Source organism: Nitrospirales bacterium, assembly GCA_031315865.1.
Classification (GTDB): Bacteria; Nitrospirota; Nitrospiria; order Nitrospirales; family UBA8639; genus JAGQKC01.
In genome coordinates this window covers 1,301,083-1,323,797 of the sequence record JALDRJ010000002.1, presented here as the reverse complement: position 1 = coordinate 1,323,797, position 22,715 = coordinate 1,301,083, and the positions used below count along the sequence as shown (strand labels likewise).

Genomic DNA, 22,715 nt, shown 5'->3' with positions numbered 1-22,715 from the left:
TAAAGAGAAGGGATTCATGGACCGTTGTTACCTCAAAATCATACACATATAAAGGAGCAGACACGATGAGTAGCGAGAAGGCTCGGTATGCTATTGGTGAATTTGGCACAGTGCATAAATTTACAGGAGAGGATGTCCCTGTCGGCTTCAGCCCGCTCATTGAGGCCGATGGCGCAACGCTGACAGAAGCGGGTCTGGCCTACTGCAAGGCTCGCCGAATCGCCTCGCCGAATGCTGAGGCCATTCGCGTCCTCTGTGATAAGTACTACTCTTCCGCTCTGACCGAAGCGGCGGTCGCTCATGATCGGACGTTGGATCTGATGAACGAGCGATTGGACAAAACAAAAGCCATGTCCGAACGGCTTCGACTTGACTGGGAAGCTCAAGATAAGGCCTACAAGGCCAGCCAATCCGAGAAAAAATAGAAATCCTAGGCTCCTCACATCGCTGACACACGTATCTGGCGTGTTTCATTTACTCAGAGTTTGCCCACTAAGGGGCGCATGGCTCTGAAGTGGACGAAGCTTGCGCGACGAGTTGCATGAGCGCTTCTCATAGGATATGTTGAGGTAGTCATTGTCCTGTATGGAACGAACCCTCCTCCAGCGAGTCTTGCTGGTTGCATGCCGAATGATTCTTCACAGACGACATTGAACGGTTTTTAGAGTCCCTCGGACATCATCGTCTAACACACGCTGGCCAGCACGAAAGTTTGGCAGTCCTTCTTTCATGTACAAAACGTTAAGTCCGGAGTAACGAGTATGCCTCAACAAAAACGACGCAAGGACATGCGGAATGTCGCCATTATTGCGCATGTGGATCACGGAAAGACGACGCTCGTCGATGCGCTGCTTCAACAAACAGGTGCCTATGTCTTCAAGGAAGGCGAAGCCGTCATCATGGACTCCAATCCGCTCGAAAAAGAACGAGGGATCACGATCTTCTCGAAAAACGCGTCGCTTCGGTACAAAGAGACTCAGATTAATCTCGTGGATACACCTGGACACGCGGACTTTGGGAGTGAAGTCGAACGGATTCTCCGGATGGTCGACGGCGTCTTGCTCCTGGTTGATGCCTTTGAAGGGCCGATGCCACAGACCAAATTTGTACTGAAGAAATCACTCGAGCTGCACCTGAAACCGATTGTCGTGATCAACAAAATAGACCGTCCCAATGCTCGACCAACCGAAGTCGTGAATCAAACCTTCGATTTATTCTGTGAATTGAACGCCACAGACGAGCAATTAGACTTCCCCATCGTCTATGCCTCTGGCAAAGATGGGCTCGCCACCACCGAATTAGACGAAGAACCGCAAGACATGAAGCCATTGCTGGATACCATCGTCCATCGAGTCCTTCCGCCAGTGGCCGATCCTGAACTGCCTTTTCAAATGCTCGTCACGATCCTGGACTACGATACCTATATCGGGCGAATTGCGGTCGGACGTATCGTCCATGGCACTATTCGTACCGGCGAACAGGTCGCGTTAGTGAAACGGGACGGGACGGTGAGAAAAAATAAAGTGACCAAGCTTCTCGCCTACCAAGGACTGGTTCGGGTTGAACGTGAGCAGGCTCAAGCCGGTGACATTATTTCGCTCGCGGGTGTTGATGATGTCCGTGTTGGGGAAACATTGGCTTCTCCCGAACGTCCAATTGCTCTACCAACCGTGAATATCGATGAGCCCACCATCTCCATGAATTTCTCGCACAACACGAGTCCGCTCTCGGGGAAAGACGGAGGACGGTTTCTGACCTCTCGTCACATTCGAGAGCGGTTGGCTCATGAAGCCATGATGAATGTCGGGATTAAAGTGGAAGAAGCAGATGGCGGTGAACGATTTACTGTCTCGGGACGGGGCGAATTACATTTATCCATTCTCATCGAGACCATGCGACGGGAAGGGTACGAATTAGAGGTCTCCCCCCCCAAAGTGATCTTCAAAGAAGTCGATGGCGACCTGTTGGAACCTATTGAAGAAGTCGTGATTGAAGTTGACCCTGGATATCAAGGTTCGGTGATCGAGGCTCTTGGGACCAGACGGGCCGAACTGAAAGACCTGCAACAGAGTACGGTCGGGACGATCCGGATGGTGTTCCGGATTGCCTCTCGAGCCTTAATGGGCTTTCGCAGTGAACTGTTGATGATGACCAGGGGCACGGGAGTCATGTCTCAAATTTTTTACGAATATCAGCCATATAAAGGAGAAGTACCCCACCGCGCCGCAGGAGTTCAGATTTCACATGGCCCTGGCAATGCAGTCGCGTATGCACTCTGGGGTCTGCAGGATCGTGGGGAAATTTTCATTCATCCTGGCGAGGCACTGTATGAAGGTATGATCCTTGGCGTGAACAACAAAGGACAAGACCTGGTGGTCAACGCCATTCGTGAAAAAAAGTTGACCAACATTAGAGCGGCGGGCTCTGATGAAGCCATCAATCTTATCCCCCCACGGGAGCTCACACTAGAGTTTGCCCTGGAATTCATCGAGGATGATGAACTCGTAGAAGTAACGCCTAAACACATTCGTCTCAGGAAACGCCATTTGACTGATAACGAACGCCGCGCTGTACGGAATGCTGCCAAGAAGGCGTGATGGCGTATCTTACGTATCGAGTCGTGATGAAGGGTATCTGCCGGGTGAGTAACTTCGAGCAGGTAAAACATGCGCGAACCTCTGTTCAGAAACGAGAGGCTCGTGCATGTTTCGGTAATTCTGAGATTCTTATGTCATAAACAAGGGTTGAGAGGACCTTACCATCGGTCTCGCCGATTACCTCCGCCTCCTCCACCAAACCCTCGACGTCCTCCAGAAGATCGTGGTTCTTGTGGCCGTGCCTCGTTAACGGTCAACGTTCTTCCGCCTAATTCAGAACCATTCAACGCCGCAATGGCCGCATTCCCTTCTTCTCCACTCGACATTTCAACGAACCCAAATCCGCGCGACTGCCCCGTAAATTTGTCCGTAATGATTTTAACGGAATCAACAGCCCCGTGAGCGGCAAAAAGATCGCTTAGCTCCGCTTCACTCGTGGAATACGGCAAGCCGCCCACATAAATCTTCAAACTCATAGAAAATCTCCTTTTGAAACATGATGTGTGTTGGACTCGACGAAGTAGGAAAGAACGAGCCAAAGACGCAGAGGGGATGGCGCGGCTTAGGTCAGGCTTTCGAGTAAACTCCCAGGAGAAACAACAACGATTCACGGACCTCAAATCATCTAGACACGATAACGCAGGCCCAATGCGCTAAAGTGAAAATTACCGTATCACACCGCCTTGGGTAAGGCAAATGGACTGCCGGCTCTCGTTTCTTTGAGGGGGCCGTTGACAAAACCGCCAACATATGGCGGCATTGAAGGCAAGACGCCCAGCCCTATAGAACCTGCCCGACGCATTACGATCACGTCTTGTCAAACACCTTGGACAACGGTATTTTCATGGTATGAACGACCCATCCGAAAGGACTAGAAAACTAGACCAGAGATCTCGTAGGATGACTTATGTGACGATCAAGCATCTGACTGTTTGTCTTACGTTCAACACTTCCCCCATTCAAAGGATATCACAATGAAACGCTATGCTAGTCTACTCAGTTTCCTATTCATCTTTACCTCAGTCATGCCTGGCTGGTCTTATACAGAAGAGCCTGTAACGAATGGTGGAACGATTACCGGGAAAGTCATCTTGGATGGCAAAAAACCCCCGGCACTCGCGTATAGCTTAGTGACCAACCCTGATACCGCATTCTGTGGCCGTATCTCGACAGGAACCGGATGGCGCGTCGTGGATGAGTTCGAGGTTGGGCCTGATGGCGGCCTTAAGAATACCGTCGTGTTTTTGGAGGATATTCAAACAGGCAAACCCTTCCCTCAAACGGAGCCGGCAAAGGTGACCGTGGAGGATTGTGTCTTCAAACCATGGGTGATGGCGGTCAAAGATCAACAACCGATGCACATTATCAACATGGACCCGATCATTCATGATGTCCAGGTCTACGAAACAGCTCCGTTTGGGTCTAAAGTCATGATGCATCGCCCCTTACGACTCAACCCGCATCATCCCAAGAATCTGCTCATGGATCATCAGCATAACCCTGGCGAAGCCATGATCGATAAAGTGAACTTTTCACGAGGCCGTCGGATTTTTTACTTGGAATGCGGGTTTCACACCTATATGCAGTCGTGGGGATTGGCCGTACAGAATCCCTATTATGCCATTACCGATGGCGAGGGAAACTTCACCATTCCCGACATTCCCGAAGGCGTCTACACCATGATCGCCTGGCATCCCGGTATGGGCGGATTCTTAGATACCAAAGTTGTGGTGCTGGCAAATGATACCCTCAAAACCACGATGCGCTTCGAGAATCCTCGAGACAAGCGGATGGCTCACAACACCATGAACCCCAACTATCGATTCGGAAAACCCGTTCTTGAAAAAGAAGGGGCCACGGTCGACATTCAAGTCACGCATGAGCATCAAGAGTCACATGAGGAACATAAATGAACAGCTTCTCTGACTCGTCCGCTCACTTGAGGGACTAAAAATCTTCAAAGGCCGCTAGCAATGGCGGCCTTTTTTATGATTTGTGAACCCAATCCGCGTCTTGAGAAATTGGCAGTCTTTAACGAACGGTTAATCTATTTTCAGTACGTCTTGAACATACGGAGCCCCATAGTCCGCTGAGCCGGTGCAGACACGAAGGTTTGGCAGAATTTGCGCTATCCCTTCATGATGCGTATGCCCGCACAAGACGGTTAGTTGACGGTCAACTCGCTCTTTCATGAGTTCAGACAATACGTCCCCGACAGCTTTGCAGGTAAAAAACGGCAGCCAGTCGTCGTTCCCCACTTGACCTTGATACCAACAGGCTTCCTTAAACGGCGGAACATGGGTCAGGAAGACCACGTGCTCATACAGGCCCAGTGCTTCTGATAGCGTCTCGCGAATCGATGCAGCAGACTCGTCGCCTAACTTTCCAAGCCGCTCAAGAAGTTGACCATACTCCAATATTTTGAGTTCCTCTATCAATCGAAAATCATTGAGCCGGACGGGAGTCTGTTCGGCATTGCCAAGCCGGCCATCTCCCCACCCATCCTGGCCGACTAACCCCGTATTCTTCGTCAACTGGATAACCTGGCTGCCATCCAAGTATGTCAGGCCTTGCCGTGATTCAGAGAGATGCCGCATGGCACTTCGTACGTCTTGAATCGATCCGTAATAATAATCATGATTACCGAGCACGAAATAGATGGGCTTCTGAATAGCTTCTTGCATTTCTTGTAGATGAAAATGCAATGTCGGCGCTTCGGCAATATCACCCGTAATGAACACGGCATCTGGATCATGTTGCACGATGGAGCGGAGAAATTGCTCTCGTCCAGGCTTATTCAGAAAGTTCAAATGGATATCAGTGGCCCAGACGATATACATAGATGATCTATCATTTTTTGAGAGATAGCCGAACAATGAGAGCAGATGCTATAAACGGTTGTAACAATTTCATTCTTGCTTAGTCTAATACGGATCATCTTATTCTGAATGAAAGGAACCCATAATGACTGATACCGACAAACAAGGCAAAGAGATCGCAACGTTAGGCGGCGGATGTTTTTGGTGTTTGGAAGCCGCCTACGATCAATTAAAGGGTGTCGAGTCAGTGGAGTCAGGCTATATGGGCGGAGCCGCTCAGAATCCGACGTATGAAGCCGTGTGCATGGGGAACACCGGACATGCCGAAGTCGTTCAAGTCACGTTTGATCCTACGATCATTTCATATCGGGAATTGCTCGAGATTTTCTTCGCCATCCATGATCCAACGACACTCAACCAGCAAGGCAATGATGTCGGCACACAATATCGATCGGTCATTTTTTATCACTCACCGGAACAACAGAAAGTGGCCCAAGAGGTCATCGCAGCATTTACCGATGAGAAAATCTTCGACCGTCCAATCGTGACCCAAGTCGTTCCAGCCGAGACATTCTATCTGGCAGAAGACTATCATCAAGAATATTTCGCTCGAAATCCGTCGCAACCCTATTGCGCCTACCTCATCAATCCTAAGGTGGCCAAATTCCGCCAGCAGTTTGCGACGAAGCTCAAGTAGGACGTTCCCCGCTTCTACGTCGCCATTCCCAAGGGATCTCTTTTCACTCGAAAGAAAAGATCTTTCCCAGAGTATCTTTGATTTCGCTCCATGTATCGCTTTGCAGTGTGACTTGATGAGAGTGAAGCACAAGGTCAGCCCTTGCAGGGCAGTCGGGAAATTCATGAACCGAACGGTCAAGAGGACGGGCAATAAAGCTTCCATCGGGTCGTGTCGCCGGTTGTTGCATGACGAGTAACTGCGTTCGAGGCTCCAGCACGCAAAAACCCTGAAAACCCGAGTCCTGATACTGGGTTGGTTCGACAAAGTGCGCTCGATGCCGGCCAGTGGAGAATACGATATCGCCTTCTTTGATCGGTCCTTCGGGAGCATTGGAATACAGAAATATAGGAAGGATGAGTATGCCGAGAACCGTCAGCCCGATCGGCATGAGAGGACTCTTCTTTGAGAATCCCTCATCACGTTGAGCAGTCACTTCTCCAACCGGCCTCGCTTAACTCACGCCGCCATAGGGAACACCCGAGAGTTCTGATATGGTCTTTTTAAATGTCGTAAGGTCATCGAGGCAGAATTGATTCAAATGTGTATGTCCACAGGCCCTGGCCAGCAAGCTCATCAATTTCACTGAAGTTTCAAAAAAGCGAGCCAACCGCTTCGCCGATTCTTCTACGATGAAACGAGCACGTAAGTGCTCGTTTTGCGTGGCGATGCCGACGGGACAATTGTTGGTATGGCAGGCTCGCATACCGAGACAGCCAATGGCTTGCATGGCTGAGTTCGAAACGGCGATGGCGTCGGCCCCAAGCGCCAGCGCCTTTGCGAAATCTGCCGGTTTACGAAGTCCTCCGGTGATGACTAATGTCACATCTTGGCGACCGATTCGATTCAAGTGACGGCGTGCTCTGGCGAGCGCAGGAATGGTAGGGACGGATATGTTATCGCGGAAGATGATAGGAGCGGCACCGGTTCCGCCACCACGTCCGTCGAGAATAATATAATCGACTCCCACATCCAGAGCCGCATCTATATCCTTTTCAATATGTTGCGCTGAAAGTTTATAGCCGATGGGGATCCCGTCTGTCTCAGCTCGCACTTTCGTCGCAAAATCGCGAATCTGTGAAACATCGGTCCAATCGGGGAAGCGCGGTGGAGAAACCGCTGGCTCACCTTCTTTGAGCCCCCGGACTATCGCGATTTTGCCTTTGACTTTCGGTCCTGGCAAATGCCCTCCCGTACCGGTTTTGGCTCCTTGTCCTCCTTTGAAATGAAAGGCCTGACATTTTTTCACTTTTTCCATGGCAAATCCAAACCGGCCGGATGCCAATTCATAAAAATACCTCGAGTTTTCGGCTTGTTCTTCAGCGAGCATGCCGCCTTCGCCTGAGCAGATTCCGGTACCCACCATTTCTGCTCCTCGTGCGAGCGCTGTCTTGGCCTCTTCGGACAAGGCACCGAAACTCATGTCTGATACGAAAATGGGGATTTTGAGCGTCAGTGGCTTCTTGGCGTTTGGACCAATCACAACTTCTGTTCCGACCTGAGCGTTATCAAGTTGAGGCGGTGTGGCGAGCTGTGCAGTCACAAACTGAATATCGTCCCATGAGGGAAGCTCCGTCCGGGAGACCCCCATGGCCGCGAGCACTCCATGAGGACCAGTCTTTTCAAGGCCATGTGCGGCATAATCTTGAATAAATCCGACAAAGGGTTCTTCTTGGGCAGGATGAGTATCCGCATAAGTCCCGAGATATTCTTGGCGATTAAAGGGCTGAGGATGGTTCCGTTCCCAGTGAGCGACCTCATCTTCATCGACCCACACTTGTCCGTGCTCGATCCAGGCATTGAACTTCTGTAACCGTTCCTCATTGTTGTAGGCGCTGATCCCGGTTTCGTACTGAAAGTCCCACCCGTGGAGTCCACAAATCAAATTTTTGTCTTCAACGCGACCATCGGCCAAGAGCGCTCCTCGGTGCAAACAGCGCCCATAGAGGACAGACACCTGATCATCGTACCGGATGACAACAAGGTCCACATTGGCCACCAACGCATAGGCCGGTCTTCGATCGTTCAGCGAATTCCATTCTGCAATCGATACTTTGTGCATGTTCACTCTCCCTCCTGAATTTTTCGATCTTGAAAATTCATGAGCTTTTTAATTTGGATAATTTCTACACAAACGGTCTTGAATGTGTAACATGGATTGATCTACAAGAACGATACATAAATTCGAATCCCGTTTAATATCTGTCATTCTGACGTTTAGAATTGCAGCCCATACGTTCGCCCAGTATTATAACGAAACTCGCTCCGACGGTTGTCTGTAAATTTCTAACGGCCAAGAAAGGGTAGAACAATGTCCGGTGAGGTTAACAGATCGCAAAATCCAGACAAAATAGAATGGCATCAGGTCGGCAGCTTACATGATTTACCTGATGGCAGGGTCAAGACTGTGACTGCGGGAACCAAATCTCTTGCGCTGGTGCATTTTCAAGGGACATTCACCGCCATGGACAATCGGTGTCCCCATCAAGGCGGCCCTCTCGGTGAGGGATCGATCGAAACGGGGGTCGACGGAAAATGTTGGCTACGTTGTCCTTGGCATGGATGGGACTTTGACCCGTTGACGGGAAAACCTCCTGGAGGTCATGAGGATAGTGGTCAGGAGCTTTTTCCGGTCGAAGTTCGTGATGGAGCGATTTATGTCGGACTTCCTCACATACCGGAGCATCAGCGAACCATAAGTGACGTCATGGCGGAAACGATGGTGAAATGGGGGATAAAGCGCGTGTTCGGGATGGTCGGGCATTCCAACCTTGGCCTGGCCGACGCGTTGCGTGTACAGGAAACCAAGGGCAACCTGACCTATATCGGCATTCGCCATGAGGGAGCGGCGGCGTTCGCCTGCTCCGGCTATGCCAAGCTCAGTGGGCATCCAGCAGCCTGTTTGTCTATCGCGGGACCGGGGGCAACAAATCTCATAACTGGCCTGTGGGACGCAAAAGTCGATCGCGCCCCAGTATTGGCGCTCACGGGTCAAGTCGATGTGCAGGTGTTAGGGCCTGGCGCTTTTCAGGAAATCGATCTGGCCTCTGCGTTTCAAGCTGTTGCTCGCTTCAGCCATACGGTCCTGCATTCTTCAAAACATTCTGAATTGATGGCGTTGGCTTGTAAAAATGCGATAGTGCAGCGTGATGTGGCCCATCTTATTTTTCCTGACAATGTGCAAACCATTCCAGCGGCCGAAGATGTCAAAATCTCCAAACCTGCCGGCCGCCTGCCGGTCACTGATATTGCTCCCTCCGAAGATTCGCTCAGCGAGTCCGTGACACTTTTGTCAAAGGCCGCTCGCCCCATTATTATCGTGGGATATGGGGCACGGGATTCCATGCCGGACATTATCGCCCTTGCAGAACGATTGCATGCGCCCGTTCTCACAACTTTTAAAGGGAAAGGGCTGATTCCAGACTCACATCCGCTTGCTGCAGGCGTACTTGGCCGATCGGGAACGCCGATCGCCAGTTGGTTTATGAACGAATGCGACATCATTTTGGCGTTCGGCTCCTCTTTTTCTAATCATACCGGCATTGAGCCATCCAAACCCATCATCCAGGTTGATTTTGAAGCGATGGCGCTTGGGAAATTCCATCCCGTCACAGTTCCAGTCTGGGGAGAGATTGGTGTGACGGCAAGGCAAATCCTGTCAAGACTCCCGGAAACCTTACCCGCGACCGATCAAAGGCCTGAGCTCACCGAGCGTTGGAAGATGTGGCGTGAAGAAAAGAAGAGCCGCACGCAAGATGATCGAAATCAGGGTATGAATTCTGCCTCGATATTTGCCGCGCTTTCCCGAATGGCTCCTTCGGATGCCGTCATCGCCGTGGATGTTGGCAATAACACGTATTCATTCGGACGCTATTTTGAATGTAGCGAACAACGTGTCTTAATGTCGGGATATCTCGGGTCGATCGGCTTTGCCTTTCCGGCGGCGATGGGAGCTTGGGCGGCCACGCAAGACTGGGAAGAGCATCGGGGGCGTAAAGTGATCTCTGTCAGCGGCGATGGCGGATTTGGTCAATATTTGGCCGAGTTTACGACCGCAGTGAAGTATGGGATGGATATCACGCATATTTTATTGAATAACAGTCAGCTTGGAAAAATTACTAAGGAGCAACGGGCCGGTGAATGGACCGTGTGGCAAACCTCTCTTCATAATCCCAACTTTGCGGAGTACGCCAAGCTCTGCGGGGGACATGGACGACGTGTTACCTCGCTTGACCAACTTGATGAGGCCATCAAGGAAGCCATCGCTTTCGAGGGACCAGCATTGGTTGAAATCATATCAGACCCTGAATTGGTATAAATAAAAATAGATTTTCCTCGAGCGGAATAGGACCTCATCGAAAATAATGAGCAGTCTCTTCCTGCGAGAGACGAACGACGGGATATGCGTAACTTTTTTCGATAAGGAGCGATTATGTGGAAAACACTAGGCGAAGTACCTCCAGGAGAACTTCTTGATGCGCGTCTTGAGGCTCACCATGCCGCGCAGTGGGTCGCACGTGCCACACGGGCATATTGCCAACCTGAGCCTGACGACAGTCACACCACTATGTCATGGGACTCTCATTCGCAAGCGTTGATGGGTCGACCTCTATCCTCTGACCTCACGGTAGGTCTGCACCTAACGGATCTGACCATCATTGGACAGTCGAGACAAGGGGAGGAATCGTTCTGCCTTATCGGGCAAACAGAGAGTTCCGTAGGAACTTGGCTGGCTGAACTTGTTGAACGTCACAACCTTGATCCGAAAAAATTGGATAAGCCTGGCCCGTATACCCTGGACAAGCACCCTCTCGATTCAAGCATGGCGTATGGATCAGCGGACAAAAAAAGTCGAGAAGAGTTAGCAAAATATTACAACAATGCTGCACCTATCCTTGAAGCCATTCGTGCCGCCTATTCGGAAGCCTCTCCAGTCCGTTGCTGGCCGCATTTCTTCGATATTGCGACTCTGCTAACTCTTGAGCAAAAAGGAACTTCGGAGAAGGCGACCATCGGCATCGGGCTTTCGCCGGGTGATGCCACCTTCGCGGATCCGTATTTTTACGTCTCCCTCTGGCCCTATCCCCCCAAAGAAAGTCTCCCCCCAGTCATCGAGCCTTCCTTTTGGCATCTTGAAGGATTCACGGCTTTGATCATACGAGCAAGTGACCTGGTAGCCAAAAAGTACGTCGAACTCCAACAGGGGAAAGTCAAAACGATTATGGAACAGGGGGTGAAAGCGAGCATGCACCTTCTTACGCATTAAAAAGCCCCAGGAATAGTCCGAACGAAGCTACTATTCCACTGAACAATGATAGATCTGTTCGTTATAGCCGTTGAGGCTGTCTTTCTATCCCTGTCATTTGCGGAGAGCCGAGAAGTCGAATAGCCTCTGATCAAGAAGGTGTTCGGGAAGGACATTCGAGAGTGACGCAAAGATCGAATCTTTACAACCAGGAAATCGAGCCTCCCATTCAGTGAGCAGGGACTTTACGTCTTTGCGTTTCAAGTTTTCTTGCGACCCGCACAGGTTGCAGGGAATGAGGGGAAATGCTCTCAGCTTGGCATAATGAGCCAAATCCTCCTCCTCCACGTTGATCAGTGGACGGATGACCACATGTCGTCCATCATCTGACAACAACTTGGGTGGCATGGTCCTCATCTTTCCACCAAACAACAGATTTAACAGGAGTGTTTCGATAAGATCATCCCGATGATGACCAAGGGCAATCTTCGTGGCGCCTAACTCAGAGGCCACACGATACAGGTGGCCACGCCTCAGACGAGAGCACAGCGAGCACGTCGTCTGGCCTTCAGGAATGAGCTCTTTCACGACTGAATAGGTGTCTTGCTCTTCGATGTGGAACGGGACGCCGCGTTTCGTCAGGTAGTCGGGCAAAACATGAACGGGGAAGCCCGGTTGTTTCTGATCGAGATTGACCGCGACGATCTCAAAATGAATCGGGGCGCGAGGCCGGATAGCTAGAAGTATGTCGAGTAACCCATAGCTGTCTTTCCCACCTGAAAGACACACCATCACCTTATCGTCTTCCTCGATCATGCCGTAATCTGCGATAGCCTGTCCCACCCGACGACACAGACGCGTCTGAAGTTTTTCGCCTTCCTCAGAAAGTTTCGTCAGAATACGGTCGGCTGGAGGCTCTCCGGTCCGTGATTCAAGAGTCGAGAAAGAATTCATGATTCACCATATGTGGATGGATACGGACAATATCGATTGACTGGACATTCTACACATTTGGGTTTTCTTGCCAAGCAGATGGTCCGACCATGGATTTGGAGCAGATGACAAAATTGTACTTTGTGTTTGTCGGAAACGATGGGGTTTAAATCAGCTTCAATCTTGTCTGGATCTTTCTCTTTGGTTAAACCCAATACTTGCGAAATACGGCCAACATGACGATCGACGCCGATCGCCGGCTGCCCCATTGCATTGCCTCGTAGCACATTGGCGGTCTTTCGCCCGACACCCGGCAAGGACATGAGGTCTTCGAGTGTTTCAGGCACGGTTCCACCGAATCGATCCACCAAGTCCTGGCAACATTTCTGGATCGACTTGGTTTTGTTCCGGTAAAAGGTCACCTTGCGAATCTCTTGCTCGAGAATGGATGGATCTAGATTGGCCCAGTCTAGAGGAGTACGGTACTTTTTGAACAAGGGAACCGTGACCTGATTGACTAACACATCGTGACATTGAGCCGCGAGGATCAAGGCAATCAGGAGTTCCAGCGGGGTCGAGAAATCCAACGCCAGCGTCGTTCGAGGATACGTCTTCTCAAGCGTGTTAAGGATATTCCGGACCCGGCGTATTGTGTCCTGACGGGTTTCTTCCTGAATCGGTGATACCTTGGCTTTCATGGTTTTCTGGGGTAGATTATCTATCAGCTAAACTTTCCTTGTCCATCCTCCTCTCGTCCATCTCTGGACTGTTGAGAGGCTCCAGACAGTGTTGGTACAGGAAAGACGAAGTGCAACTCATTCATGTGTCACCCTTCTAACCAAATCCATTGAGGATAGAACACCGAACACTCCTGTCCGATCCTGTGCTTTCGGATACGCTCCTTGCCTTGGACAGTATTGCTGCATGATTTCTCAGACCATTTTAGCCGTGGGTTCCGGTGGCGTGGTCGGCTTGTTGCTTGGCGCAACCGGTGGAGGAGGCTCCCTCATTGCCATTCCCTTGTTGGTCTATATCGTGGGGATTCCTGTTCAACACGCGACCGCCATGTCCTTGGTGGTCGTGGGCTATTCGGCGCTATTCGGCGCTTGGAGCGAAAACCGATATGGCAACGTGAAGGGGCTGATCGCGTTTCTGTTCAGCGGCACGGGAATGATGGGCGCTTGGTTGGGGGCGCAGGGACATCGTTTGGTTCAAGAGGATGTCATCCTGCTTATTTTTGGCCTGTTATTAGTCTCGATTAGTTTTTGGTTGATGTGGCCAGGAAACCATGGACATCAGAAGAACGCCTCTGCAGAATGTGCGCAACATTGCTCGGTCAGTTGTGCGGTTAAAGCGATGACGATCGGAATGGGCGTTGGACTCTTAACAGGATTCTTCGGTATTGGCGGAGGATTTGTCATCGTTCCGGTTCTCATGTTTGTCATGGGTTTTCCCGTCCGCATGGCTGTGGGCACGTCATTATTAATTATCGCGCTCATCTCAATCGGAGGGATCATCGGTCATTTGGATAGGAGCCACTTGGATATTCAGCTAACGGGTTTCGTGATAGCCGGGAGTCTGTTGGGTATGCTTGTGGGCACCCGAGTCGCTCAAAAAATGAAGGAAAAAACCTTACGGTCAAACTTTGCCATGCTCGTCGGCCTGACGGGGGTGTTTCTGATCATGGATAATGGACTGCGACTCCTGAACCAGTGATTTCTGTCAGCCGCGAAGATCCAGAAAATCATGTGCGGAAATCACGTGCACTTACGTGGTTTCTTGAGCTTGTTTGAGGAGGAGCAATACATCCCCCGGCTCAAGGCATTCATTTTCCTTGAATTCCCAGGGTGAAAGCGTGCTACCCTGGCGGAATACGCATAGCAGGACATCCGGTTTAAGATCGGCCGGAGTCTTTCCCACATCTTCGTCTCGGACAGCTTCTTCCACCAGATTGACTCGCCCGCCCGCCGTCAATAAATCTTCCATGTATTGGGTCATATGTCTTTGATTGACCGCTGCGGCCAACAGGTACCCCCCATAGGTCGATGGTGAAATAATGCGTTGAGCACCTCCCTGGCGGAAAAGTTTGACATTTTCCTGTTCCTTGGCGCTCATAATCACACGGCAAGATGGAGCCAAGTGACGAACGGTGAGGAGAATCAACGCATTGGCATCGTCACGACCCGCTGAAATAATTACCGCCCGTGCCTGATTGACAAGAGCCACATCTTTCAAAAGGCCTTCCTTGGTCGCATCACCCCGAAGAGCCGCGACGCCCAGTTTCACGGCTGCACGAACTCGGTCATCTTGAGGGTCGATTACCAGGATTTGCTCTTTGGGAGTGCCTTTGGCCAGCAATTCCTTAACGGCTGCATTCCCTGTATGACCATATCCACAGACAATAATGTGTTGGTGCAGGTTTGCGTGAAGTTTTGCCATGCGAAATCCTTCTGAAAATTGTCTAAGGGCCAGTTGGTAAGCCGTTCCGAGAAACAGAACCCAGATAAAGATCCGAACCGGCGTAATGACGAGCGCGTCGATGAGCCGCGCGCGAGGGGTGACCGGAACAATATCGCCATAACCCACCGTCGTGATGGTAACCATCGTGAAATAGATGACATCGACAAAAGACACTTCGCCATCTGAGTGATCTATCAGTCCATCCCGATCAAGCAGGAGAACGACAAACAGAGACAGTAGGAGGGCGACGACTAAGATGATTCGTAAGAGGAGGGTACGCCGCGGGTTCACATCTTCCGGCATGAAGACGACGCGCCGCCAGGAAAGGCTTCCCGGTTCCGCCGGTCTTGATTGAGAACGTTCTTGTGCCACTACGCTCTACAGCCGTTTCAAATAACTTCCGTCTGGTTCAACGTCGTACCGCGCGGGGTTTGTCGTATGTATCGTCTGGAACTTAATTGGATTCGCTATAGCCTGAAAAACGAAAATCATTTTCTGACTGAAACGCCAGGAATCGAGCGACAAAGGCGTGACGATTCTCATTCTGAGAGGGTTCACTGTCGTCTCAAAATGTTTCAAGTCCGGTGGGTTCTGTGCGGGTCACGCCCCGCTGTTTGAGGCGAAGGTCGGAAATGGCTTTCATTTCATCGCGGCGCGCGCGATTAATGCCCCCCAGTGGCTTATGTACCGTAAGCCCATGCCAGGGATTAAAGGAAAGGTCTTCGCAGAAGAGTTTCTGCGCATCAGAGGTAAACGTTTGCCGGGGAATTTGAATAGTCGCCACTTTCGTGAACGGCGCTTTTTCCTCATCCCATACGGCCAGCGTATCCTCGACGGGCATTGTATCGGGATCCTGTTGGACTTGAATCAGGAATTCCAAGCACCAGTCGCCTCGGGCTAAATCCCTGGCCATGGCTTCTTCAAGATAGTCATCTGATGGCTGGTCTGGAAGCGGACTTTGCCGCTCGATGCAAGACTTCACCTTGTATTTCACGGCCAGCGCGGAACCGTCGGGGTTTGGAGCCCCGAGTTGAAAGGGCGCCACACTAAACCACGTAATCTCTAACGGGTTGGCGAATTGTTTCCGTCCTTTGAGGGTATTTCTGAGAGCCCGCGGCCGCTTCGCAAAGTAAGCCTTGGTCGCCAGAGGGCCGCCGTTAAACTCTCCATCAAAGAACTCGAAAAAATCCTTCGGGGTTCCGGCAAAAAAACCGGGAAAAGCGATAAAGAGAAAATCCTGCGTGTGTTGTTCATCACCGGGAATCGGGAGTCGTTCACCTTTTACATCAAACAGCTTGATGGCCAACCCGCGAAAGTCTTGGTCTTGGTCCGGAGTGACTTCCGGGGCTGAATTGGAAAACCTCAGCCATGCCGGGTAGGAATGACCTTTCTCAAACACTCCGACTTGAAACTTCTCAGGAATCTCCGGATCGACGATAAACCGGGCTTTGACACAGCCATTGGACTTGGGATGCGTATCGCGCAGAAACTCTTTGCCTTCATACTGCTTGGCTAGTTGAGTAGACAGCAAGCTTTTAATATTCTCAATAGTTTGTTTTTCGTCGGGCGGTTCCTGTTCTTGCCCTAACTTGAGTCCAGTCCGGTGTGCACACCCTCCGATGACAAGAAGGGCAAGACCAATAGCCATCGTCCAAAACACGTATTGTCTTGCCTTATGAATCAAGGTCTTCATACTGTCTATCTCCCTGGATGATTCGCCACCTATCTTTATCTCTTCCGTTTCATGTGGCATGCTTCGCCTCTTCAAGAATGACGTCAGTGGCTTTTTCACTGATCATATACACCGAAGTCACGATAAAAAACCCAGGAATTCTGGGAAACACCGAGGCATCGACCACCCGCAAATTCGCCGTGCCATGGACCCGGAAATTGCCATCCACGACGGCCATTGGATCATCTGTTGGCCCAATTTTGCATGTACATGAAGCATGATGGCCCCAGGCGTTGTCTTTCACGAATTGCCGGAGGCGTTCGTCGTTGTCATGCTCAGGCCCGGGAATCAACTCTCTTTCCACGACACTGTCCGCCCGTTGCATAATCCGTCGCGCAGTCTTGATACCGTCCACGACCGAATCCAGGTCTTCTTCCCACCCCGCGGTACCTTCGTCAAAATAGCGAAAATTAATGTCGGGGGTGTCCCTCGGGTCGTTCGAACGCAGCCTCACTACGCCACCCCGGTTCTGCGTGTGGGCTTTGAGTACCGCCCACGTAAAGTAATTTTTATTCATGGCTGCATCTTTGGAGTACCCCGGGTAATACCCTCGAAAATAGCCGACCAGTCCGAAGATAAACAGGTCGGGGTCCGGACGGCTCGCGTCGGAACGCTTGATGAGCGACAGGACAGCGCCATTGGTCGTGTAGACTCCTTGGCCTTTCTTCCAATCTTGCAATATCGGGTCTGGCGCCTCGTCAGGACCGGGTGGGGCGAATGTTCCGCCTTCAAGGATGGAAAAATCCTTCTTCATTTCACTGACAATTCCGACTTCATACCGGTCTTGAAGATTTCGACCCACTCCGGGGAGATCGACCTGCACATCGATACCGTGCTTGGCTAGCTCGGATTTTGGTCCGATTCCCGACAACATCAACATTTGCGGCGTGTTGAAAGCTCCGCCCGACAGAATCACTTCCCGAGTGCATTGGACGGTCGTTCGGATGCCCGCATTCGGGGTAGGATTGACTCGAGGGTCCGCTCGATAGAGATGCGGGCCTTCCAAATATTCCACACCGGTTGCTCTTTTCCTGCCATCAGCGTCTTCCTCAAACAGCACTCGGGCCACCAGTGCCCCTGTCTTGACGGTCAGATTGTTGGGACAGGCTTGCTGCACGGTTCGAATATATTCTCTGGTCCCGACTCGCTTGCCTTCATTCACAGAGAGGGGCGTGAACACGAGCCCTTCCGGACTTTTTCCTGCTTGCCGCCAACGCCAATCATTCGGGTCGAGGTGGCCTTTGAGTTTCAATTTCACCCGGCTGATAAACCCCTTGAACCCGTTGACGTTAAAAATAGACTCAGTCAAAGTCGCTTTAATGAGCTTTTTGAGAGAACGATCTCCCACGACCAGCTTGGGATCGGCTGTCACAGTCGTCAACCACCCATCGAACCCATGACGAGTAGGATTGTCATTTCCTTCTCCTGGTTCATCGACATATTGACATCGCTCAAGTCTCTCAAAATACTTTCGCATGTTGTCATCCGACCACGACGCATCTCCCGTGAGCGTGGCCAGATCGTCCCAGTCACTCTTATGCGGATAGATGGTGATCATGGCATGATGAGCGGTACAGCCCCCAAGCGTTCCTGCCCGAGGGTACAAGACGCCATCCTTGTCCTTGAAGTACTTGTCATCACGCGCTTGCCTCCCTTCCGATTCGTAATGCCGGACAAAGAAGTCCCAAGACTGAGAAGGTTCTTCCGAAGCTAACCCATGGAATGCCGGGACTTGATAAATGAGCGAATCTTGCCCTGGAACGTCTCCCCCCTTACCCGCTTCAAGGAGTAAGACCCGATGACCGGCCTTGGCGAGATTCGCGGCAAGTGGCCCGCCTCCAGCACCCGACCCTACGACGATGTACTCATAATCTTGTGTTCCCCCGACAGGGTCGGCGCAGGTAATCCCTGCCCTTGGCGGCTGTGAGGTCCCACGCCCTCCCAAGAACGAACATCCACTGAGAAACGCCACGACCGTGGACATAAAGGCAGCACAGCGCTTTCCAAAGCTCCGACGCGTCAAGTCTGAGTTCAGCATTTCCGATTGTTTATCGTGCTCGCTCATGTTCGAGGCTTCTCATTTTTGGCTTGCCGGGCTTTGATCGTATCTTTCGCACTGGGATCTATAGAGTTTTCAGGAATTCAATGAGCGCATTCTTATCGTCGTCGCTCAAATGACTGCCGTATTCATGACCACGATCCACGATAAAGTCGGTACACTTGTTGACCTCCAGCAGGTCCGGCACCAATTCTTTGAGTAGCACAAGGCTTTCTTCTTCATTGAGGTTTTCGGCTTTTATACGTTTGAGTCCGGCTTTGACTTTGATTAACACCTTCACCAGTCGCGCGAGTCGAACCGGATCGCCAAAAGAGAGTTCGTTATTAATGTTGGCGAGCAGATTCACGGGGGTGCCTTTGGGGATTGGACCAATCCTGAGTTCTTCCTCTCCCTTTTTCAAAAGCTTTAACTTGAGAATGTCTGGGAGATATTCCTGGTTAATCTTCAAGTAACTTTCTTTGGTGGTTCGGTATATTGGCGGACACCAGGGTAATCCCCATTTTTCCTGACAGTCTGACTTGAATCGTTTCTCAGGCCATAAGAGCTTTTCTATTCCGTCTTGGAAAGCTTCCATCCTTCCCGCGACGGATGGATCATTCGTAAACTTTCCGATGGCATTATTATGCAGGTAAGGAGCGGTGCTCCACAGACTCACGAGTGAAGGTGAACGATAGTATCCTCGACCACCGCCTGGCATTTCATAAGAAGACGCTTCCCCTGTGAGTGGGTGATGAACTTTGATCGTTCCGACCGCGGGCAGCGTCTTGTAAGTCTCAGACGTAAAATTATCCCAAACATGGTCGCGCAGACCGTTGGTGGCCAGTGCGGCGCAGGCGTTCGTTTTGAGATCGGCCACGGAATAACGATGCTCATTCGAAAGGTAGTTATGGTCAAGAAAATCGGGCTCCAGGACCATTTTGCGCATTTTTTGTTTAAAGTCATTCGACTGCACCCACTTATTGAAGAAACGGTCATACGGCTTTACGGTGGTGTGCGGCTTGGGTAGCTTACTCGAATGACAGGCCGCGCAATTATCGGCAAAGACTAATTTCCCACGCGCGAGGACGGATTCATCCTTGGTCAAATAGGCCTCTCCCCCAGGTGCATCCTTTAGGCGATGCGCACCCGCGGCTTTGAGGAAAAACAGGGCCAGATTTTCGACCCGCTGCTCCGTCGCCTGCCAGTAAACCGAATTTTCTTTGGCCGTGGCGACATCCATTGGCGATTGTTTTTTTCCGCCGACGATGGGTTTAAAATGTTTAATCCATTCCTGATGAAATTCACCAATGTTGATATAGACCCTGCTCAGCGCCCCGAGAATACCGATCGAATCCTCCCCACCCTTGAGAATATGTGGAACGACCATGCGCGGTTGCGTTCCCGGAACCGCCAACGCTCCTCCGGTAATGTCTTCTTCTTCTCCTGTGGCCAGCCTGGCCCCTACTTCATAAATGGCATTCATCGTTCGCGGATTGTTGATGTTGTCGGTCGCGATAATCGAGGTATCCAACGCTCCTGGTGGCGAACTGTTGAATAATTGCCATGCAAAATTTTCTTCATCGGGGTGAGCAATAAAAATTCTGCCGATCCAAAAGTATTGCGCGCCTACGTTGGTTGAGAGGTTTTCCCATTTGGGGTTTTCGGGGTCCGCCGGAGGATTGAGTGGATGGGGACCGACATGGCAAAAGGCACAGGACATTCCAACCCGGTAGGGTCGTTCGAGGCTTTTGTCCAAGTAATAGTCCGGGTCAGTATAATATCGTTCGGCATCCCAGACATTCACGACATCCTGATCATAGTCAGAATGCGTTTTGTCAAATTTCGGGTTGAGGAACAAGCGCAGGCCGACAATGCCTGAAGATTTTCCGTAAATCTTTTGATCAACCCCCAATGGCTCATCCTCGATACGCTCATCAAGGTAGAGACCAAACTCCGGGTCCGGCACGGTGGCTTTTCGGAAACCCGGTTCGTTCATCAGCCCTAAGTACGAAAATCGATTGTCACGACTGTAGTAGTACGTTTTCCCATTTTTGTCAGGCTTGGGATAGGACGAAAGGATCTTCAAGAAGTCCAAGTTTCCATAACTATGATTAGCGAGATAGTCCCAAAATGCCTGATTGCCTCCTGTCCATAACATCCAGGTATTTCGGCCTTTCACTTCATCGGGCGTCAGAGCAATGCCGCCGTCCATGTCTCGAAACACATCAACATCCGTCTCAGGAAAATCCGCAACCGTCTTGCCCTGTTGCATGGCTTCATCTTGCGCTGCCGATCGAAACAGGCTGCAACCGGGTAGGCACAACAGAGCGACGAGCAGAAAAACCCCTATGACCCTTGTGTTCGAATTCATAACGATAATGCCTCCTTGCAAACAGTCTTGATGCTATATCTGTGTGAGAAAATTCAACGCGTCGAGTGGAATCATACTGAGGCCTGCATAGAAATGTTCATCTTCCTCATAACGGCTAGCGAGTACTTCAAGTCCGTATCCGAATAAAGGGTCAGTGCAGATCATACGCCATTCATACAATCTGTTGACGAAATTCACGGACCTATTTAAAGCCACTCATCATTCGCATGGTAGGTCCTTATGGGAAAATTGTCCAGAGGGTTCAAGACCGTCATCACATGAACTGATTCAGATACACCATGTATCCAAACGGATACATCCAAGCTGAAAGATCGCATTCGAAGGGGGTTTTCTTTGAAACGCAGGTTCCGTCACACTCCTAATCCGCTGAGGTGTGAGTGAACGAACAGACCTGTCATTGGCTAGCGGATATGCAGTGTCTTGACTTCTTCTAAGGTATCAGGAATGTTAAACGTGACCTCTCCATCAAATTCCCGATTGATGAGACCCTGAAAAAAGAGGCGGCTGATATTTTCATGCAGGTGTTGAGACGGGTCTACCCGGTCAACGACGTTCCACAGACGACTCCAGATGTACGGAAAGGTCTTGATGAGCCATTTTGTGAGAACGAGTGACGGAACCGGCTTAATTCCGATCCGCTCACAGCCTTGTTTCCCGATCAATTCCTCCATGTAGACCCTTGGAACTATCTGCATTCCCAATCGCCGCAACGGCGTCTGTGGCAATAAATCATGAAGAAGATTCAGGTGAACGACGGCTAACTGCTGCCCTTCTGGATTGTCCTCGACGTTCACATAGTGCCTTCGTTGGTACGACTCGTAAAACTCTTTGGCCTCGCTCAGGTTTTGTGGGATATATTCACTATTGTTTGGCTGCCCTTCAGGGTGGATCCCCATCATTTGCCCAAAAATACGCCACAGGTAAAAATAGTCTTCGGCTTCACCGTCCGACAGTCCGATCTGCAATCGCTGAAGACCCACGATCACTAAATACGAGAATCCCATCACCGTTCCCAGCATATCTTCTAGATTGATCGGTACGCCAAACTGACGTTCATAATTCGCCAGGTGCTCACTCGCAACCTTGCGTACTCCAGAATGGAGTAGTCGAATTTTAGGAACCGTGATGAGAGCTTTTCCTGAAGGCGTAAACCCCCCAACGGTTGAGACGTTGATGACCATTTGCAGTACACCCAGTAATCGGCGGTATGGATGATGCGTGAGATTATTGGACAGGCTGAGCACCCGTGACAGACTGGGTGCGGCATATCCTTCTGGCAAACTCTTCGCCAAGAGGACCAGCGCAGTCGGCATCGCATGCGTCATAAATACCTGCTGGCCCCGCCTTATGCGGTCATGGTCGATGGGTTCCCCGTCAATAAGGGGAACCTGCATGGAAGCATGAAAAAACTCTGACAACGGCCTTGGAATATTCTCCGAGAGAAACGAATCATTTCGGTTCAATTCCTTAAACAGGTCAAAAAAATCCGTCTCCTTCAATTCATCTCGAAGGTGCTCAAAGCAACGATCCGCATCGCGATCAGCTAGCATTCGCAGACCATCCAAGAATTGGTCATCTGACCACTTCCCGGGGAGCCTTTCGTTCTTCGTAGGCATACGCATACGACACACTCGTTTTGCCATAGAAATGGCTAAGCCTAAAACCTGGCTATCATTCGTGGACGTATAATACGAGACAGAAGGAAGAACTGAAAGTCGCTGAAGAGAATGTTGTTTGTACGTTTCGTACGGGGCAGGTATTGG

Annotated in this window: 18 protein-coding genes; 7 read left to right on the top strand and 11 right to left on the bottom strand. The window is 50.7% G+C overall.

What is annotated here, in order from left to right:
- The first annotated feature begins 65 nt into the window (after positions 1-65).
- Both MRJ96_06140 and typA read left to right on the top strand, forming a co-directional pair.
- Entirely contained in the window at positions 66-425 is a 360-nt protein-coding gene (locus MRJ96_06140; protein ID MDR4501015.1) for a hypothetical protein, read from the top strand.
- Between the two features lie 336 nt (positions 426-761).
- Complete coding sequence (typA, locus tag MRJ96_06135) at positions 762-2,597, top strand: translational GTPase TypA (protein ID MDR4501014.1); 1,836 nt, start codon at positions 762-764, stop codon at positions 2,595-2,597.
- 158 nt (positions 2,598-2,755) lie between these two features.
- Here the strand turns inward: typA and MRJ96_06130 are convergent, their stop codons facing one another.
- On the bottom strand, positions 2,756-3,073 hold the full coding sequence (locus MRJ96_06130) for an RNA-binding protein (protein MDR4501013.1): 318 nt from the start codon (positions 3,071-3,073) through the stop codon (positions 2,756-2,758).
- A gap of 498 nt (positions 3,074-3,571) precedes the next feature.
- On the opposite strand from MRJ96_06130, the gene MRJ96_06125 reads away from it, so the two are divergent.
- Positions 3,572-4,510: a carboxypeptidase regulatory-like domain-containing protein gene (locus MRJ96_06125; GenBank protein MDR4501012.1), complete on the top strand. Its 939-nt coding sequence runs from the start codon at positions 3,572-3,574 to the stop codon at positions 4,508-4,510.
- A 129-nt stretch (positions 4,511-4,639) separates the two neighbouring features.
- Here MRJ96_06125 and MRJ96_06120 read toward each other — a convergent pair whose 3' ends face one another.
- On the bottom strand, positions 4,640-5,437 hold the full coding sequence (locus MRJ96_06120; protein ID MDR4501011.1) for a metallophosphoesterase family protein: 798 nt from the start codon (positions 5,435-5,437) through the stop codon (positions 4,640-4,642).
- Between the two features lie 124 nt (positions 5,438-5,561).
- Here MRJ96_06120 and msrA point away from each other — a divergent pair, with 124 nt between their 5' ends.
- Complete coding sequence (msrA, locus tag MRJ96_06115; GenBank protein ID MDR4501010.1) at positions 5,562-6,113, top strand: peptide-methionine (S)-S-oxide reductase MsrA; 552 nt, start codon at positions 5,562-5,564, stop codon at positions 6,111-6,113.
- Positions 6,114-6,156: 43 nt separating this feature from the next.
- Here the strand turns inward: msrA and MRJ96_06110 are convergent, their stop codons facing one another.
- Together MRJ96_06110 and MRJ96_06105 are read right to left on the bottom strand one after the other, a co-directional pair.
- A complete protein-coding gene (locus tag MRJ96_06110; GenBank protein ID MDR4501009.1) occupies positions 6,157-6,543 on the bottom strand; it encodes a hypothetical protein in 387 nt (128 codons plus the stop codon).
- Positions 6,544-6,606: 63 nt separating this feature from the next.
- Complete coding sequence (locus tag MRJ96_06105; GenBank protein ID MDR4501008.1) at positions 6,607-8,214, bottom strand: glutamate synthase-related protein; 1,608 nt, start codon at positions 8,212-8,214, stop codon at positions 6,607-6,609.
- A gap of 249 nt (positions 8,215-8,463) precedes the next feature.
- On the opposite strand from MRJ96_06105, the gene MRJ96_06100 reads away from it, so the two are divergent.
- Positions 8,464-10,470, top strand: coding sequence for a thiamine pyrophosphate-dependent enzyme (locus MRJ96_06100; GenBank protein MDR4501007.1), 2,007 nt, complete (start codon positions 8,464-8,466; stop codon positions 10,468-10,470).
- Between the two features lie 114 nt (positions 10,471-10,584).
- A complete protein-coding gene (locus tag MRJ96_06095; GenBank protein ID MDR4501006.1) occupies positions 10,585-11,418 on the top strand; it encodes a hypothetical protein in 834 nt (277 codons plus the stop codon).
- A gap of 93 nt (positions 11,419-11,511) precedes the next feature.
- On the opposite strand, the gene ttcA is transcribed toward MRJ96_06095, so the two are convergent.
- Positions 11,512-12,351 (bottom strand): tRNA 2-thiocytidine(32) synthetase TtcA, encoded by an 840-nt coding sequence (gene ttcA, locus MRJ96_06090; GenBank protein MDR4501005.1) that lies wholly within the window; start codon positions 12,349-12,351, stop codon positions 11,512-11,514.
- Complete coding sequence (gene nth, locus MRJ96_06085) at positions 12,348-13,028, bottom strand: endonuclease III (protein MDR4501004.1); 681 nt, start codon at positions 13,026-13,028, stop codon at positions 12,348-12,350. The genes ttcA and nth overlap by 4 nt, the downstream gene beginning before the upstream one ends.
- Positions 13,029-13,254: 226 nt before the next feature.
- Here nth and MRJ96_06080 point away from each other — a divergent pair, with 226 nt between their 5' ends.
- A complete protein-coding gene (locus MRJ96_06080; GenBank protein MDR4501003.1) occupies positions 13,255-14,046 on the top strand; it encodes a sulfite exporter TauE/SafE family protein in 792 nt (263 codons plus the stop codon).
- 51 nt (positions 14,047-14,097) lie between these two features.
- Here the strand turns inward: MRJ96_06080 and MRJ96_06075 are convergent, their stop codons facing one another.
- From MRJ96_06075 to MRJ96_06055, 5 genes are all read right to left on the bottom strand, one after another.
- Positions 14,098-15,162, bottom strand: a complete 1,065-nt coding sequence (locus tag MRJ96_06075; GenBank protein MDR4501002.1) for a potassium channel family protein — start codon at positions 15,160-15,162, stop codon at positions 14,098-14,100.
- Between the two features lie 193 nt (positions 15,163-15,355).
- On the bottom strand, positions 15,356-16,483 hold the full coding sequence (locus MRJ96_06070; protein ID MDR4501001.1) for a catalase family protein: 1,128 nt from the start codon (positions 16,481-16,483) through the stop codon (positions 15,356-15,358).
- Positions 16,484-16,532: 49 nt separating this feature from the next.
- On the bottom strand, positions 16,533-18,587 hold the full coding sequence (locus tag MRJ96_06065; protein ID MDR4501000.1) for a GMC family oxidoreductase N-terminal domain-containing protein: 2,055 nt from the start codon (positions 18,585-18,587) through the stop codon (positions 16,533-16,535).
- 58 nt (positions 18,588-18,645) lie between these two features.
- The gene (locus tag MRJ96_06060; protein MDR4500999.1) at positions 18,646-20,931 is read right to left on the bottom strand and encodes a hypothetical protein; all 2,286 of its coding nucleotides are present in this window, start codon (positions 20,929-20,931) and stop codon (positions 18,646-18,648) included.
- Positions 20,932-21,353: 422 nt separating this feature from the next.
- Positions 21,354-22,574 (bottom strand): DUF2236 domain-containing protein, encoded by a 1,221-nt coding sequence (locus tag MRJ96_06055; protein MDR4500998.1) that lies wholly within the window; start codon positions 22,572-22,574, stop codon positions 21,354-21,356.
- Between the last annotated feature and the right edge of the window lie 141 nt (positions 22,575-22,715).

Excerpts from the sequence above, each read along its gene's own strand:
- nth (MDR4501004.1), bottom strand. The coding sequence starts at position 13,028 with ATGAAAGCCAAGGTATCACCGATTCAGGAAGAAACCCGTCAGGACACA.
- msrA (MDR4501010.1), top strand. The coding sequence starts at position 5,562 with ATGACTGATACCGACAAACAAGGCAAAGAGATCGCAACGTTAGGCGGC.
- MRJ96_06065 (MDR4501000.1), bottom strand. The coding sequence starts at position 18,587 with ATGAGCGAGCACGATAAACAATCGGAAATGCTGAACTCAGACTTGACG.
- ttcA (MDR4501005.1), bottom strand. The coding sequence starts at position 12,351 with ATGAATTCTTTCTCGACTCTTGAATCACGGACCGGAGAGCCTCCAGCC.
- MRJ96_06140 (MDR4501015.1), top strand. The coding sequence starts at position 66 with ATGAGTAGCGAGAAGGCTCGGTATGCTATTGGTGAATTTGGCACAGTG.
- MRJ96_06055 (MDR4500998.1), bottom strand. The coding sequence starts at position 22,574 with ATGCGTATGCCTACGAAGAACGAAAGGCTCCCCGGGAAGTGGTCAGAT.
- MRJ96_06125 (MDR4501012.1), top strand. The coding sequence starts at position 3,572 with ATGAAACGCTATGCTAGTCTACTCAGTTTCCTATTCATCTTTACCTCA.
- MRJ96_06105 (MDR4501008.1), bottom strand. The coding sequence starts at position 8,214 with ATGCACAAAGTATCGATTGCAGAATGGAATTCGCTGAACGATCGAAGA.
- MRJ96_06100 (MDR4501007.1), top strand. The coding sequence starts at position 8,464 with ATGTCCGGTGAGGTTAACAGATCGCAAAATCCAGACAAAATAGAATGG.
- MRJ96_06060 (MDR4500999.1), bottom strand. The coding sequence starts at position 20,931 with ATGAATTCGAACACAAGGGTCATAGGGGTTTTTCTGCTCGTCGCTCTG.
- MRJ96_06130 (MDR4501013.1), bottom strand. The coding sequence starts at position 3,073 with ATGAGTTTGAAGATTTATGTGGGCGGCTTGCCGTATTCCACGAGTGAA.
- MRJ96_06095 (MDR4501006.1), top strand. The coding sequence starts at position 10,585 with ATGTGGAAAACACTAGGCGAAGTACCTCCAGGAGAACTTCTTGATGCG.
- typA (MDR4501014.1), top strand. The coding sequence starts at position 762 with ATGCCTCAACAAAAACGACGCAAGGACATGCGGAATGTCGCCATTATT.
- MRJ96_06110 (MDR4501009.1), bottom strand. The coding sequence starts at position 6,543 with ATGCCGATCGGGCTGACGGTTCTCGGCATACTCATCCTTCCTATATTT.
- MRJ96_06120 (MDR4501011.1), bottom strand. The coding sequence starts at position 5,437 with ATGTATATCGTCTGGGCCACTGATATCCATTTGAACTTTCTGAATAAG.
- MRJ96_06080 (MDR4501003.1), top strand. The coding sequence starts at position 13,255 with ATGATTTCTCAGACCATTTTAGCCGTGGGTTCCGGTGGCGTGGTCGGC.
- MRJ96_06070 (MDR4501001.1), bottom strand. The coding sequence starts at position 16,483 with ATGAAGACCTTGATTCATAAGGCAAGACAATACGTGTTTTGGACGATG.